At 61.4% G+C, this 14,455-nt stretch carries 13 protein-coding genes; 3 read left to right on the forward strand and 10 right to left on the reverse strand.

Features of this window, described 5'->3' with window-relative positions; all coding sequences use genetic code 11:
* Nucleotides 1–19 precede the first annotated feature (19 nt).
* The 4 genes from DNK50_RS01750 to DNK50_RS01765 all read right to left on the reverse strand — a co-directional run bounded on the left by DNK50_RS01750 (nucleotide 20) and on the right by DNK50_RS01765 (nucleotide 6,156).
* Entirely contained in the window at nucleotides 20–1,726 is a 1,707-nt protein-coding gene (locus DNK50_RS01750) for a putative 2-aminoethylphosphonate ABC transporter permease subunit (RefSeq protein WP_112192690.1), read from the reverse strand.
* A gap of 1 nt (nucleotide 1,727) precedes the next feature.
* On the reverse strand, nucleotides 1,728–2,792 hold the full coding sequence (locus tag DNK50_RS01755; protein ID WP_099585881.1) for a putative 2-aminoethylphosphonate ABC transporter ATP-binding protein: 1,065 nt from the start codon (nucleotides 2,790–2,792) through the stop codon (nucleotides 1,728–1,730).
* A gap of 237 nt (nucleotides 2,793–3,029) precedes the next feature.
* A complete protein-coding gene (locus DNK50_RS01760) occupies nucleotides 3,030–3,893 on the reverse strand; it encodes a LysR family transcriptional regulator (RefSeq protein WP_032884193.1) in 864 nt (287 codons plus the stop codon).
* Between the two features lie 16 nt (nucleotides 3,894–3,909).
* Nucleotides 3,910–6,156: a heavy metal translocating P-type ATPase gene (locus tag DNK50_RS01765; protein WP_112192691.1), complete on the reverse strand. Its 2,247-nt coding sequence runs from the start codon at nucleotides 6,154–6,156 to the stop codon at nucleotides 3,910–3,912.
* A gap of 85 nt (nucleotides 6,157–6,241) precedes the next feature.
* Between DNK50_RS01765 and cadR the strand changes: the two genes are divergently transcribed.
* A complete protein-coding gene (gene cadR, locus DNK50_RS01770; protein WP_099585884.1) occupies nucleotides 6,242–6,682 on the forward strand; it encodes a Cd(II)/Pb(II)-responsive transcriptional regulator in 441 nt (146 codons plus the stop codon).
* Between the two features lie 142 nt (nucleotides 6,683–6,824).
* On the opposite strand, the gene DNK50_RS01775 is transcribed toward cadR, so the two are convergent.
* From DNK50_RS01775 to DNK50_RS01785, 3 genes are all read right to left on the reverse strand, one after another.
* Complete coding sequence (locus DNK50_RS01775; protein ID WP_099585885.1) at nucleotides 6,825–7,658, reverse strand: thymidylate synthase; 834 nt, start codon at nucleotides 7,656–7,658, stop codon at nucleotides 6,825–6,827.
* A 55-nt stretch (nucleotides 7,659–7,713) separates the two neighbouring features.
* Nucleotides 7,714–8,526, reverse strand: coding sequence for a prolipoprotein diacylglyceryl transferase (lgt, locus tag DNK50_RS01780; RefSeq protein WP_099585886.1), 813 nt, complete (start codon nucleotides 8,524–8,526; stop codon nucleotides 7,714–7,716).
* A 65-nt stretch (nucleotides 8,527–8,591) separates the two neighbouring features.
* Complete coding sequence (locus DNK50_RS01785; RefSeq protein ID WP_032884198.1) at nucleotides 8,592–9,374, reverse strand: sulfite exporter TauE/SafE family protein; 783 nt, start codon at nucleotides 9,372–9,374, stop codon at nucleotides 8,592–8,594.
* Nucleotides 9,375–9,496: 122 nt separating this feature from the next.
* Here DNK50_RS01785 and DNK50_RS01790 point away from each other — a divergent pair, with 122 nt between their 5' ends.
* Nucleotides 9,497–10,243 carry an NRDE family protein gene (locus DNK50_RS01790; RefSeq protein WP_112192692.1) on the forward strand — a complete coding sequence of 249 codons (747 nt, stop codon included), beginning with the start codon at nucleotides 9,497–9,499 and terminating at the stop codon, nucleotides 10,241–10,243.
* 99 nt (nucleotides 10,244–10,342) lie between these two features.
* On the opposite strand, the gene ptsP is transcribed toward DNK50_RS01790, so the two are convergent.
* Together ptsP and DNK50_RS01800 are read right to left on the reverse strand one after the other, a co-directional pair.
* The gene (ptsP, locus tag DNK50_RS01795; protein WP_032884201.1) at nucleotides 10,343–12,622 is read right to left on the reverse strand and encodes a phosphoenolpyruvate--protein phosphotransferase; all 2,280 of its coding nucleotides are present in this window, start codon (nucleotides 12,620–12,622) and stop codon (nucleotides 10,343–10,345) included.
* 22 nt (nucleotides 12,623–12,644) lie between these two features.
* Nucleotides 12,645–13,124, reverse strand: a complete 480-nt coding sequence (locus DNK50_RS01800; protein ID WP_049713461.1) for an RNA pyrophosphohydrolase — start codon at nucleotides 13,122–13,124, stop codon at nucleotides 12,645–12,647.
* 143 nt (nucleotides 13,125–13,267) lie between these two features.
* Between DNK50_RS01800 and DNK50_RS01805 the strand changes: the two genes are divergently transcribed.
* Nucleotides 13,268–13,924, forward strand: coding sequence for an HAD family phosphatase (locus DNK50_RS01805; RefSeq protein WP_112192693.1), 657 nt, complete (start codon nucleotides 13,268–13,270; stop codon nucleotides 13,922–13,924).
* A 100-nt stretch (nucleotides 13,925–14,024) separates the two neighbouring features.
* Here the strand turns inward: DNK50_RS01805 and DNK50_RS01810 are convergent, their stop codons facing one another.
* Nucleotides 14,025–14,438 carry a DUF2269 family protein gene (locus DNK50_RS01810; RefSeq protein ID WP_099585889.1) on the reverse strand — a complete coding sequence of 138 codons (414 nt, stop codon included), beginning with the start codon at nucleotides 14,436–14,438 and terminating at the stop codon, nucleotides 14,025–14,027.
* Between the last annotated feature and the right edge of the window lie 17 nt (nucleotides 14,439–14,455).

Below are 14,455 nucleotides of genomic sequence, written 5' to 3' on the forward strand. Positions count from 1 at the left end.
GGAACACCTCCTTCAGGGATTATTGGCCGGGCGCGGTCTGGCGCCAGGCTTGGGAGCGGCGCAACACGCCACGTGAGGCCCACGCCAGCAGCAGCGAGACGCTGGCCGAGGTGAACAGGATCAAGGTCGACATGGCCGCCGCGCCGCCCACATTGCCGGCGTCGTCCATGTTCAGCACAGCGACGGCGGCGAGAATGGTGTCGGGGCTGTAGAGGAAGATCGCGGCGGACACGGTGGTCATCGCCGAGACAAACAGGTAGCGCACGATGTCCAGCAACGCCGGCAGGCAGATCGGCACCGTGACACGCAGGTAATGGCGGTACAGCGGCGCCTTGAGCGACAGCGCAGCGGCTTCAAACTCAGCGTCCAACTGGCGCAGTGCGGTGGTGGCAGTCATCTGTGCGGTGGTCAGATAGTGCGCAATGGTGCACACCACCAGCAGGGTCATGGAGCCGTAGAACACATGCAGCGGGTTACCGTTGAGGTTGAAGAAAAACACGTAGCCCAGGCCCAGCACCAAGCCCGGCACGGCCATCGGCACAAAGCTGAGCAGGCGCAGCGCCAGGTTCAAACCCTTCTGGCCTTTGGTTTTTTCCATCAGGTAGGCGCCGGTGAAGATCAGCACACTGCCGATCAATGCCGTGCACAGGGCCATGACCAGGCTGTTGCGATAGGCCAGCCAGCCGCCACCCGCCGTGTCTTCAAACTGATAGTGATTGAGCGACAGCGACAGGTTGTACGGCCAGAATTTCACCAGCGACGAATACACCGCCATGCCGAACACCAGCAGCAATACGGCGCAGATCAATAGGACGATGGCCAGGTAGCAGCCATCCCTCAGCCGCGATGGCGCCGGCCGGAACACCTGGGCGCGACCGCTCATGGAATCGCCATGACGCCGGCGCAACCAGGCATCCACGCCAAAGCTGAACAGCGCTGGCAGCAACAGCACCATACCGATCAAGGCGCCGCGACCAAATTGTTGCTGGCCGACCACCGCTTTGTAGGCTTCCAGCGCCAGCACCTGATAATCACCGCCAACCACCACGGGCACGCCGAAGTCGGTGATGGTCAGGGTGAACACCAGACAGAACGCGGCGAACACCGCCTGGCGCGTAGCTGGCCAGGTGATGCTGCGAAATGCCCGGGCCGGGCTGGCGCCCATGCTGGAGGCCGCGTCGAACAGCCGCGCATCGGCCAAGGAGAGCGCCGACAGCAGAATCATCAGCGCATGTGGGAAGGTGTAGATCACCTCCCCCAGAACAATCCCCCAGAACCCGTAGATATTCTCCGAGAGCAGCCCGCGCAACATGCCCTGGTTGCCGAACAGGTAAACCAACGCAATCCCCGGCAGCATCGAAGGCGCCATCAGCGGCAGCAGCGACAGCCCACGCCAGATCGCCTTGCCCGGAATCAACGTGCGTTGCAGGGCGTAGGCAAACAGGTAGGCCAGCGGTACGACAATCGCCGCAACGCTGAGAGAGACTTTCAGGCTATTGCCCAGCAGCCAATGGAAGTTGGCGCTGGTGAGCAATTCCCGCGCAGCCACCAGCCCGCCACCTTGCCCGGCCTCGCTGCTGAAGCCACGCCAGAAGATCGCCAGCAATGGCATCAACACCGCTACGCCGAGTAAAAGCAGCCATAGCAGTTTGCCGCCGAGCACGAAGAAGCGGTCGCCGATTTCGGCACGGGATATCTGACGCGGCAGGGTCATAACAGCGGCCATCTCAGGCAAACACCTGCAGGCTGCGTGGTGGCAAGGCCACCCAGATATCCTGGGCGCCCAGGCGCGGCATGGCTTCAGGGGCCAGTTCGGCCAGCAGCGGATGGCCGGGCAGTTGCTCCAGCTCAAAGCTCATGCGGCAGCGGTTGCCGAGGAAGGTAATCTCGCGGACCTTGGCCGGGAACAGGTTTTCCTCATGCACTGGCGGATTGACGCTGATGGCTTCCGGGCGACAGAACAGGCGACCGGACCTGGCCGCGCCGGCATCGTCGGCCAGGCGCATGTTCATCCCGCCGACCTGGGCATGGCTCACGCTGTTACGGCTGAAGGGCAGCCAATTGCCCTGGCCGACAAACTCCGCCACGAACGGCGTGGCCGGGCGGTCGTAAATCTCCTGGGGCGTGGCGTATTGCTCGACCTTGCCGTTGTTCATCACGGCAATGCGGTCGGCCATCAACATGGCTTCGTCCTGGTTGTGGGTGACCATCAATGTGGTAATGCCCAGGCGTCGTTGCAGTTGGCGCAACTCGGTGCACAGGTGCTCGCGTACGCGGGCGTCGAGGGCGGACATGGGTTCGTCCAGCAGCAGCAACGAAGGCGCCGGCGCCAAGGCACGGGCCAGGGCCACACGCTGCTGTTGGCCGCCGGAGAGCTGGCCAGGGTATTTCTTCTCGCTGCCCACCAGACCGACCAGTTCGAGCATCTGCCCAACACGCTGGCGCACTTCATCGCGGCCGCTGCCGGTGAGGCCGTAGCCGATGTTCGCTTCGATGGTCAGGTTGGGAAACAGCGCGTAGGACTGGAACAAAATGCCGTAGTCCCGTGCCTGGGGCGGCAGCAGGGAAACGTCACGATCACCCAGGTAAAGTTCACCACTGTCCTGACGCTCCAGGCCGGCGATGCAACGCAGCAGGGTGGTCTTGCCGCAGCCGGACGGACCCAGCAGGCACACCAGCTCACCAGCGGCGACGTCCAAGGACACGTGGTCCAACGCGGTAAAGGCGCCGAAGCGTTTCTGGATACCGCGCACCTTCATGGGCGCGCCGGGTTGGGTCAGGGCTGTGTGCATGGTGGCACCTCATCGAACGGATGAAGGCCATGCTAGGAGGGCAATGCGTCGCTCGTGTGGCAGGAAGGCAAAACGTGGCGATAGTGGTATTGGTGGATTTGGGTAGGGGTCATATAGGTGTGGTGTCTGGACTACTGCTATCGGGGGCGAGCCCCCTCCCACATTTTGATGTGTGAATACGTTCAAGTGTGGGAGGGGGCTTGCCCCCGGTGAGGCCCTGAAAGCCGCCACAAAATCTCAGATCGGCGACATTTCCTGCGCCAACCCCAGAAACGCCGCCGGCAGCCGCGCGCCTTTGCGCTCCTTGAGGCAGTACAAATACTCCGGAATCTGCGGCGCATTTTCGATGGTCAGTACCCGCAGTTGCGGGTCATGGGGCACTTCCTGGCGGGCGATGATGCTGATGCCGATATTGCGCAGCACTGCCTCCCGGATGGACTCGCGGCTGCCGATTTCCAACAGTGGGCCGTAACTTACGCCGGCGCCTTGGAGCATTTCTTCCGTCAGCCTGCGTGTAGTGGAGCCCGCTTCTCGCATCAACAAGGTGTGCCCGGCCAGGGCGGTCAGTGGCACATGATCAAGCTTGGCCAAGGGATGATTGCGATGCACCGCCAGCACCAGGGGGTCGGTGCCGAGCACGCGGCGGATCAAGCGCGGGTCTTCCAGCAACTGGGAGGAAGCGGCCACGTCGACACGGTACTCATCCAATGCTTCAAGCACCTGCTGGGAGTTGCCGATGTCCACTGACACTTCCACATGGGGCAAGCGTTCGCGAAAGGCTTTGACCAGATCGAGGATGTAATACGGCGCCGTCGCAGCTATGCGCAAGGCGCCCTGGAGTTGGCCGCTGTTGCGCAGGAAGAACTCGATGTCCGCTTCCTGTTGCAACAGCGCCTTGACCATCGGCAGCAACCGCGCGCCATCGTCGCTGACCGTGAGGCGGCGGCCACCGCGATAGAACAGCTCCACGCCATACTGGCTTTCCAGGTTGCGGATCTGGGTGGTCACGGTGGGCTGGCTCAGGCCGAGTTTTTTCGCCGCCTGGGTAATGCTGCCCAGGCGGGCGACCATAAAAAACGCCTTCAGCTCAGCACTCAGCACACCGCCCTCTCATCGTTTATTTGCGCAGCAGGCGCAGGCCATTGAACACCACCAGCAGGCTCACGCCCATATCCGCGAACACCGCCATCCACATGGTGGCCATGCCCAGGAAGGTGACTGCGAGGAAGATCGCCTTGATCACCAGCGCCAGGGCGATGTTCTGCTTGAGGATACTCGACGTTTGCCGCGACAAACGAATGAATGCCGGGATCTTGCGCAAATCATCGTCCATCAGCGCCACGTCGGCGGTCTCGATGGCGGTGTCGGTGCCGGCAGCGGCCATGGCGAAACCGATCTCGGCGCGAGCCAGCGCCGGAGCGTCGTTGATGCCGTCACCAACCATGCCCACCCGGCGACCTTGACCATAAAGCGCTTCGATGGCCTGCAATTTGTCGGTGGGCAGCAGATCGCCCTGGGCCTGGTCGATGCCCACCTGGGCCGCAATCGCCTGAGCGGTGTGGGTGTTGTCGCCGGTGAGCATCAGGGTCTTGATGCCCAAATCGTGCAGTTGCTGGATAGCTTCGCGGCTGCTGTCCTTGACCGTATCGGCTACGGCGAACAGTGCCAGGGGGCCGGATTTGTCGAGCAGCAACACCACGGACTTGCCCTGCTTCTCCAGGGCGAAGAGTTTCTCTTCCAGCTCGGGCGAACACAGGCCGAGGTCTTCCACCAGGCGGTGGTTGCCCAAGTGGTAGGTCTCACCGTTGATGTCGCCGCGCACACCACGACCGGCCAGGGCTGCGAAGTTATCCACAACATGCGTCGGCAGCTTTTTATCCACAGCCGCATTGGCGATTGCCAGGGACACCGGGTGGTCGGAACGCCCGGCCAAACTGGCAGCCAGGGCCGGTGCGCTGTCCGCAACGTTGGGGAACAACGCCAGGTAATCGGTTTGCACCGGTTTGCCGTGGGTGATCGTGCCGGTCTTGTCCAGCGCCAGGTAGTCGAGTTTGTAACCGCCCTCCAGGTACACGCCGCCCTTGATCAGTATGCCTTTGCGCGCCGCCGCCGCCAGGCCGCTGACGATGGTCACCGGGGTCGAGATCACCAATGCGCAGGGGCAGGCGACCACCAGCAGCACCAGGGCGCGGTAGATCCAGTCGAACCACAGGCCGGCCATGAACAGCGGCGGAATAATCGCCACGCCCAAGGCAAACAGAAAGACGGCCGGGGTGTAGATCTTCGAAAAACTATCAACGAAACGCTGGGTCGGCGCCCGTGAACCTTGCGCCTGCTCGACGGCGTGGATGATCCGCGCCAGCGTGGAGTTATTGGCCGCTGCCGTGACGCTGTATTCCAGGGAGCCCGCCTGGTTGATGGTGCCGGCGAAGACTTTATCGCCCACGGTTTTTTCAATCGGCAGGCTTTCCCCGGTGATCGGTGCCTGGTCGATGGTGGATTGGCCAGCGGTGACTTCACCGTCCAGGCCAATGCGCTCGCCGGGCTTAACCCGCACGATGGCGCCCAGTTCGATGCTTTTGACTTCCTGTTCAACCCAGCTTCCATCCGCCTGCTGCACCGTGGCCTGTTCCGGGGCCATCTGCATCAAGCCGCTGATGGCATTGCGCGCACGGTCCAGGGACTTGGCTTCAATCAACTCGGCCACGGTGAACAGGAACATCACCATGGCGGCTTCCGGCCACTGGCCGATCAGAATCGCGCCGGTCACAGCGATGCTCATCAAGGCGTTGATGTTCAGGTTGAGGTTTTTCAGGGCGATCCAGCCCTTTTTATAGGTCGTGAGGCCACCGCTGAAGATCGACACCAGCGCCACGATGGCTATCACCCAGGTCGGGGCCGCATCCGTGAAGTGCAGCACTTCGGCGCCCAACGCGCCGACGCCGGACAAGGCCAGCGGCCACCAGTGTTTCCTGGCAGGCGGCTCGGCGGCGGGGGTGCCCTCCTCGATCGGATCGGCCTGCATGCCCAGGGACTTGATGGCATCAATGATCGGCACAGTGCTGGGCAGGTCGTGGGTGACGCCAAGGATGCGGTTGATCAGGTTGAATTCCAGTTGCTGCACACCGGCGAGCTTGCCCAGTTTGTTCTGGATCAGCGTTTGCTCGGTGGGACAGTCCATGGCTTCGATGCGGAAGGTGCTCAGGCGCGAGCCCGCAGTGGGCGCTTCACTCAACGTGACCACGGCAGGTGCTGCCTTGCTTGCACAGCAGGAGCCAGCATGGTTGTGCACTGGCGTCAGTTTCTGGGGACCATGGTCATGATCATGGTCGTGTTTATGCGGGGTGTGGATGGAATCGCTCATTCTGTCGCGTCCGTAAAGGTGCCTGTTGCCAAGTAAAGACCCTGTAGCCACTATAGGGTCAAGCACCCATTTGGAGATTGCTGCGATGAAGATCGGCGAATTGGCCAAACTGACCGACTGTCAGGTGGAAACCATCCGTTATTACGAGAAAGAAGGCCTGCTGCCGCCCCCGGCGCGCACCGACGCCAACTACCGGGTGTACACCCAGGCGCATACCGAGCGGCTGATCTTTATCCGCAATTGCCGCAGCCTCGACATGACCCTCGAAGAAATTCGCAGCCTGCTGGGTCTACGGGACAGTCCTCAGGACCAGTGTGAAAGTGTGAATGCGTTGATCGACGAGCATATCCATCATGTGAAAGCGCGGATCGATGGGTTGTTGGCGTTGCAGGTGCAGTTGCTGGACTTGCGCCAGCGCTGCGGCGGCGGGCCGGAGTGTGGGATTTTGCAGCGGCTGGAGGTCAGCGGGAGTGTTGCGGCCAGCGAGGCTGAGCACTCACATGTGGGCAGAAGCCACGGCCATTAACTCAAGCAAACACAGTTCAAATGTGGGAGGGGGCTTGCCCCCGATGACAGAGTTTCAGCCAACCAATATTTAGCTGATCCACCGCTATCGGGGGCAAGCTCCCTCCCACACAAAAGCCCACATCTGAAGACGAAGGTGGGCTCTAGATAGCCACGTCGGCCTTGATGCTTGGGTCGGCGTCGTAACCCACAATCTCGAAGTCTTCGAACTTGTAGTCGTAGATCGACGCAGGCTTACGCTTGATCACCAACTCCGGCAGCTTCTTCGGCGTACGCGCCAGCTGAGTGCGGATTTGTTCCATATGGTTGCTATAGGCATGGGTATCGCCAGTGGTGACGATGATCTCGTGAGGGATCAAGTCGCACTGTTGGGCCAGCATGTGGGTCAGCAGCGCCAGCGCAGCAGTGTTGTACGGCAGGCCGAGGAATACGTCGGAGCTGCGGATGTACAACTGCATCGACAGATGGCCGTCATGCACGAATGCCTGGTACAGCAGGTGGCAAGGTGGCAGGGCTTGTTTGCCGTCACGCGCGTTTTCCTGGGGGCTCTTGGTTTCGTCGGGCAGGTACTCGACGTTCCAGCCGTGGAACAGGATGCGGCGGCTGTTGGGGTTGGTCTTGAGCGTGTGGACCATGTAGTCGATCTGGTTGATCGTGCCACCGTCCTTGGTTGGCCAGGCGGTCCATTGCTCGCCGTAGACCGGGCCCAGGTCGCCGTCTTCGGTGGCCCATTCGTCCCAGATCTTCACGCCGTTTTCGTTGAGCCACTTGATGTTGGTGTTGCCGCTCAACATCCAGATCAGCTCATTGGCGATGCTTTTGAAGTGAAGCTTCTTGGTGGTCAGCAGCGGGAAGCCGTCGGCCAAGTTATGCCGATACTGACGGGCGAACACAGCCTTGGTGCCGGTGCCGGTGCGATCGCCCTTGGTCAGGCCATTGGTCACGACGTCGTTCAGTAGTTCGAGATATTGCTTCATGTAAGTACCCGTATCGTTGAAGCCGGGGCCCGCGCGCAGGCCCCGGCATTCGAATTTAAAGCGCAGCGTTCTTCAGCGGCTGCGGGCGATTGTACGCCCACCACAGCAGGCCGAGGCCGACCAGGATCATTGGAACACTGAGCACCTGGCCCATGGTCAACCAGCCCCATGCCAGGTAGCCCAACTGCGCATCCGGCACGCGCACGAATTCGACGATGAAACGGAAGATCCCGTAAAACAGCGCGAACATGCCGGAAACGGCCATGGTTGGGCGGGGTTTACGCGAGAAAATGTACAAAATGAGGAACAGTGCCACGCCTTCCAGCGCGAACTGGTACAGCTGCGACGGGTGACGCGGCAGTTGCGCCGGGTCGCTGAACGGCGGGAACACCATGGCCCACGGCACGTCGGTCGGCTTGCCCCACAGCTCAGCGTTGATGAAGTTACCGATGCGCCCGGCGCCCAGGCCGATCGGCACCAGCGGCGCGACGAAGTCCATCAGTTGGAAGAATGACTTGCCATTGCGCCGGCCAAACCACCAGGCGGCGATCATCACGCCGATAAACCCACCGTGGAACGCCATGCCGCCCTTCCACACTTCGAAAATCAGTGTCGGGTTGGCGAGGTAGGCGGACAGATCGTAGAACAGCACATACCCAAGACGCCCGCCCACGATGACCCCCATCGACAGCCAGAAGACCATATCGGAGAGTTTTTCCTTGGTCCAGGTCGGGTCGAAACGGTTCAGGCGCCGGGAGGCCAGCAGCCAGGCGCCGCCGATGCCGATCAGGTACATCAACCCGTACCAGTGGATTTTCAGCGGACCGATGGCCAGGGCCACCGGGTCGATCTGCGGGTAAGGCAGCATTGCGACTCCTCGTTAAATCATGCGTTATGGCGACCGGACCATGCCCGGACGCGATTAAGTCTGCGTTACAGCAAAAAATTCAAACCCACGCAAAACAGCAGGCCGGCGAACAACCGCTTGAGCAAGCGCGGCGACAACCGATGCGCCAGGCGTGCGCCGAAGCGGGCAAACACCATGCTGGTCAGGGCAATGCCCAGCAGCGCCGGCAAATACACGAACCCTAGACTATGCGCGGGCAGCAGCGGGTCATGCCAGCCCAGAATCATGAAACTTAATGCACTGGCCAAGGCAATCGGCAGGCCACAGGCCGAAGATGTGGCCACCGCCTGCTGCATCGGCACGCTGCGCCAGGTCAGGAACGGCACGGTCAGCGAACCGCCACCAATCCCGAATATCGCCGACGCCCAGCCAATCACCGTGCCTGCCAGCGTCAGGCCGACTTTACCGGGCACCGTCCGGCTGGCCTTGGGCTTGACCTCCAGGGCCAGTTGTACGGCGATGATCAGCGCGAACACGCCAATGATCTTCTGCAAATGCGGGCCGGAAATCGCCTCGGCAGTCAGTGCGCCAAAACCAGCTCCGATGAGGATGCCAACGGTCATCCACACAAAAATCGGCCAACGCACCGCGCCACGTCGGTGGTGCTCACGCACGGCATTGACCGAGGTAAAGATGATCGTTGCCAGGGACGTGCCCACCGCCAGGTGCGTCAACACCTGCGGGTCGAAGCCCTGCAAGGTGAAGCTGAACACCAGCACCGGCACGATAATGATCCCGCCGCCCACGCCAAACAGCCCGGCGAGCACGCCCGCGCAGGCGCCCAGCAGCAAATACAGCAGAAATTCCATGGGAGCCCCCGAAGCAAGTCCGGCATGTTAACGGATGGAAGGCATGCGGCCCAACTGGATACGATGGAACACCGCTGCTGGTGTGGGTACAGTGGCAAAAAAACACAAAAGGGAATCGCCTGATGTGCCTGATTGTTTTCGCCTGGCGGCCGGGCCACGCCCAACCGCTGATCGTCGCGGCCAACCGTGACGAGTTCTACGCCCGCCCCAGCCTGCGGCTGGCCCAGTGGTCGGATGTGCCCGAAGTCTATGCCGGTCGCGATCAGGAAGCGGGCGGTACCTGGCTGGGAGTGAACGCCGATGGGCGATTTGCGGCCCTGACCAATATCCGTGATCCCCACCAGCCCCCGGCACGTAAGTCCCGCGGGGAGCTGGTGGCGCGGTTTCTCAGTGGTTCGCTGCCCATTGATCAGTATTTGGCCGACGTTAATGGCCGTTCGATTGAATATGCCGGGTTTAACCTGCTGGTGGGCACACGGGATGAGCTGTGGCATTACAACGCCAACCAGACCAAGCCCACACGATTGGAGGCTGGCGTGTACGGCTTATCCAACGCCGGGTTGGATACGCCGTGGCCAAAGTTGCTCAAAACCAAGAAGGCGTTGAGCGCGGTATTGGATGATCCACAGCCGGAAGCCTTGTTGGGGATTTTGAGTGATCCTCAAACGGCGCCGTTTGCAGACCTGCCAGATACCGGAGTGGGCTTGGCGACGGAAAGTCTTTTATCCAGCGTGTTTATTGCCAGCCCAAGTTATGGGACGCGGGCGAGTACGGCGCTGATTGTAAATGCCAACGGGACGCGGCAGATGGTGGAGCGTAGTTTTGGGCCGCATGGTGGCCGACTTGGCGAGGTCGAACTGAGGATTTAGCGGTGCTTGAGCGAGCGCTATCGCGGGCAAGCCCGGCTCCCACAGTTGAAATGCATTCCAATGTGGGAGCTGGCTTGCCTGCGAAAAAGGCGACTCGGTCTAGAGGGTTTTAGCGGAGGCCGGGTTGATCATCCGCGTCAGCCCCAGGTTCTTCAGCGCCAACTGCAGCGAGCTGTGGATAACTTGCGGGTTGTCGATAGTCATCAACTCGGCCAGCAGATCCTTGGCCATGCTCAGCTCAACCTGGCGCAACATCCACTTGACCTTCGGCAAGTTGGTGGCGTTCATCGACAGGCTGTCAAAGCCCATCGCCATCAACAGCACGGCCGCCGCCGGGTCACCGGCCATTTCACCGCAGATGCTCACCGGCTTGCCTTCGGCATGGGCGTCGCGCACCACGTGTTGCAGCGCTTGCAGCACCGCCGGGTGCAGGTAGTCGTAGAGGTCGGCCACCCGTGGGTTGTTGCGGTCCACGGCCAGCAGGTATTGGGTCAGGTCGTTGGAACCCACCGACAGGAAGTCCACCTGCCGCGCCAGCTCTTTGGCCTGGTACACCGCTGCCGGGATTTCGATCATCACGCCAATCGGCGGCATCGGTACGTCGGCGCCCTCGTCGCGCACTTCGCCCCAGGCACGGTGGATCAGGTGCAACGCCTCTTCCAGCTCATGGGTACCGGAAATCATCGGCAACAGGATGCGCAGGTTGTTCAGGCCTTCGCTGGCCTTGAGCATGGCGCGGGTCTGTACCAGGAAAATTTCCGGATGGTCGAGGGTCACGCGAATGCCGCGCCAGCCGAGGAAGGGGTTGTCTTCCTTGATCGGGAAATACGACAGTGACTTGTCGCCGCCGATGTCCAGGCTGCGCATGGTCACCGGCAACGGGTGAAAGGCTTGCAGTTGCTCGCGGTAGATCGCCAGCTGCTCCTTCTCACTCGGGAAACGCTGGTTGATCATGAACGGCACTTCGGTGCGGTACAGCCCTACGCCTTCGGCGCCTCGCTGTTGCGCACGGGCCACGTCGGCCAGCAGGCCGGTATTGACCAGCAGCGGTACGCGGTGACCATCGGTGGTCACGCACGGCAGCTCGCGCAATGAATCCAGGCCCAGGGCCAGTTGTTTCTCTTCTTCCACCACTTCGGCGTATTGCTTGCGCAGCACGTCGCTGGGGTTGGTGAAGACTTCACCGCGATGGCCATCGACGATCATGTCGATGCCGTCGACCTTGGAATACGGCAGGTCCACCAGGCCCATCACTGTCGGGATGCCCATGGCCCGAGCCAGGATCGCGACGTGGGAGTTACCCGAACCGAGTACCGAGACCAGGCCCACCAGTTTGCCTTCCGGCACTTCGCCGAGCATGGTGGCGGTCAGTTCTTCACTGATCAGGATGGTGTTGTCGGGGTAGACCAGGTTGGTGGTGCGGTCTTCCTGCAGGTAAGCCAGCAGACGGCGACCGAGGTCGCGCACGTCCGAGGCGCGCTCGCGCAGGTAGGCGTCGTCCATCAATTCGAAACGGTTGACGTGATCGGTGACCACCTGACGCAGGGCGCCCTGGGCCCATTGGCCGGTCTTGATCACGGTTTTGACTTCGTTCCCGAGGGACGCGTCGTCGAGCATCATCTGGTACACGTCAAACAACGCACGCTCTTCGGGGCGCAGTTGAGTGGCCAGCTTGGTCGACAGGTTGCGCATGTCGGCGCGCACGCCTTCCAGGGCGGTCTTGAACAGTTTGATTTCGGCGTCGATGTCGTTGACGGTCTTGTCCGGCACTACATCGAGGTCGGCCGGTGGCAGCATGACCACCGCCGTACCGACGGCCGCGCCCGGCGAACCCGGCACGCCGACGAACTTGGCTTCCTGGATGCCCTTGCCCTGACGGCCCAGGCCGCGAATCGAGCCCGTGGCCTCGGCGTGGGCAATAACCCCGGCGAGCTGCGCGCTCATGGTCACGAGGAAGGCTTCTTCACCTTCGTCGAACTGGCGGCGTTCTTTCTGCTGGATGACCAACACGCCGACAACGCGGCGGTGGTGAATGATCGGTGCGCCGAGGAATGACGCGTAGCGCTCTTCGCCGGTTTCGGCAAAGTAACGATAACGCGGGTGATCGGCCGCGTTTTCAAGGTTCAGGGGTTCTTCACGCGTCCCCACCAGGCCCACCAGACCTTCATTGGGCGCCATGCTGACCTTGCCGATGGAGCGCTTGTTCAAGCCCTCCGTGGCCATCAGCACAAAACGGTTGGTCTCTGGGTCCAGCAGGTAAACCGAGCAGACCTGGCTGCCCATGGCTTCCTTGACGCGCAACACAATAATCCCCAACGCCGCCTTGAGATCCTTGGCGGAGTTAACTTCCTGGACGATCTTGCGCAGCGTATTGAGCATGGCTCGGGGTCGAACTCCGTCGTCAGTCGCGCGCTAAAAGGCGCGGGGCAAGCTCTTTGAGAGCGCGACGATAAACCTCGCGCTTGAATGTCACCACCTGGCCCAGCGGGTACCAATAGCTGACCCAACGCCAGCCATCGAACTCCGGCTTACCGGTCAAATCCATCCGCACCCGCTGCTCGTCGGAGATCAGGCGCAGGAGAAACCATTTCTGCTTCTGGCCGATACACAGCGGTTGGCTGTGAGTACGCACCAGGCGCTGCGGCAGACGATAGCGCAACCAGCCGCGGGTACAGGCCAGAATTTGCACATCTTCGCGCTCAAGGCCGACTTCTTCATTCAACTCACGGTACAAGGCGTCTTCAGGGGTTTCGTCGGGGTTGATTCCGCCTTGAGGAAACTGCCAGGCATCTTGGTTGATTCGGCGAGCCCATAGCACCTGTCCGGCATCATTCGTAAGAATAATCCCGACATTAGGACGGAAACCATCGGGGTCGATCACGGCAACAACCTCGCAAACGCATGTCGCCGCATTGTTCCACAAAGGTTGTTCCAGCGGCAACGAGGCTTCTTACCTTATGTGCACTCTTGTGAAAAGACCGTATTCTGGACGCCTTTTTACAGACTTTTCAGCGAGTAACTGCAATGCGCCTGGCTTTATTCGACTTGGACAACACCCTTCTTGGCGGTGACAGCGACCACGCCTGGGGCGATTACCTGTGCGAACGCGGGATTCTTGACGCCGTAGCCTATAAGGCTCGCAACGACGAGTTCTATCAGGATTATCTGGCCGGCAAGCTGGATAACGCCGCCTACCTGAACTTTTGCCTGGAAATCCTCGGCCGCACCGAGATGGCCCAACTGGATGAGTGGCACAACGACTATATGCGCGACTGCATCGAGCCGATCATGCTGCCACTGGCCGTGGAACTGCTGGCCAAGCACCGTGCCGCCGGTGACAAACTGGTGATCATCACCGCCACCAACCGATTCGTCACCGCGCCCATTGCTGCACGCCTGGGCGTCGAGACGCTGATTGCGACCGAGTGCGAGATGGAAAACGGCCGCTACACCGGGCGCAGCACCGATGTGCCGTGCTTTCGTGAAGGCAAGGTGACACGCTTGAATCGTTGGTTGGAAGAGACGGGGTATAGCCTGCAAGACAGCTATTTCTATAGCGACTCGATGAATGACCTGCCGCTGCTGGAGCAGGTTACCCACCCGGTAGCGGTGGATCCGGACCCGAACTTGCGCGCCGAAGCCGAGAAGCGCGGGTGGCCGGTGATTACGCTGCGCAGCTGATGGCCCTATCGGGGGCAAGCCCCCTCCCACACTTGATTTGTGAACACAGTCAAATGTGGGAGGGGGCTTGCCCCCGATAAGGTCGACAAGCTCTCAAGCCTTAAACCGGCTTGGCACCCATCAACCCCGCAATCGCCACAAACCCCACCAGACTGACCACCGCCAGCACCAGGGTGAAATTCAGACTACCTCCCTCCCCCTTGCGCAGGCGATTAAGCCGCGCCACCAGCCAGAACCACGCCAGCGCCGCCACGGTATAGAGAATGCTGGAGCCCAGAATCCAGGTCTGCCCCAACGGCCAGCCAGTCAGGTGCACCAGCCACCAGCCCGTAAACGGCATGCTCACCACGCAAATGCCCATCAGCAACCACACGAACGCCCACGGGCGCTGCACGGTCACCGCCGCGCCGGCGCTGCGTTTACGCCAGGCCAGCAGCGCCAGGCCGAGGCCGCTGAGCAACAACACCACGGTGGCTGCAATGTGGATAACTTTCAGGGTGATCAGGGTTTCCATGTTTCGTATTCCTTAGA

Origin of the sequence: Pseudomonas sp. LG1E9 (assembly GCF_003290225.1) — a bacterium.
Taxonomy (GTDB): domain Bacteria; phylum Pseudomonadota; class Gammaproteobacteria; order Pseudomonadales; family Pseudomonadaceae; genus Aquipseudomonas; species Aquipseudomonas cyclaminis.

Excerpts from the sequence above, each read along its gene's own strand:
- DNK50_RS01750 (WP_112192690.1), bottom strand. The coding sequence starts at position 1,726 with ATGGCCGCTGTTATGACCCTGCCGCGTCAGATATCCCGTGCCGAAATC.
- DNK50_RS01755 (WP_099585881.1), bottom strand. The coding sequence starts at position 2,792 with ATGCACACAGCCCTGACCCAACCCGGCGCGCCCATGAAGGTGCGCGGT.
- DNK50_RS01765 (WP_112192691.1), bottom strand. The coding sequence starts at position 6,156 with ATGAGCGATTCCATCCACACCCCGCATAAACACGACCATGATCATGAC.
- cadR (WP_099585884.1), top strand. The coding sequence starts at position 6,242 with ATGAAGATCGGCGAATTGGCCAAACTGACCGACTGTCAGGTGGAAACC.
- DNK50_RS01775 (WP_099585885.1), bottom strand. The coding sequence starts at position 7,658 with ATGAAGCAATATCTCGAACTACTGAACGACGTCGTGACCAATGGCCTG.
- lgt (WP_099585886.1), bottom strand. The coding sequence starts at position 8,526 with ATGCTGCCTTACCCGCAGATCGACCCGGTGGCCCTGGCCATCGGTCCG.
- DNK50_RS01785 (WP_032884198.1), bottom strand. The coding sequence starts at position 9,374 with ATGGAATTTCTGCTGTATTTGCTGCTGGGCGCCTGCGCGGGCGTGCTC.
- DNK50_RS01790 (WP_112192692.1), top strand. The coding sequence starts at position 9,497 with ATGTGCCTGATTGTTTTCGCCTGGCGGCCGGGCCACGCCCAACCGCTG.
- ptsP (WP_032884201.1), bottom strand. The coding sequence starts at position 12,622 with ATGCTCAATACGCTGCGCAAGATCGTCCAGGAAGTTAACTCCGCCAAG.
- DNK50_RS01805 (WP_112192693.1), top strand. The coding sequence starts at position 13,268 with ATGCGCCTGGCTTTATTCGACTTGGACAACACCCTTCTTGGCGGTGAC.
- DNK50_RS01810 (WP_099585889.1), bottom strand. The coding sequence starts at position 14,438 with ATGGAAACCCTGATCACCCTGAAAGTTATCCACATTGCAGCCACCGTG.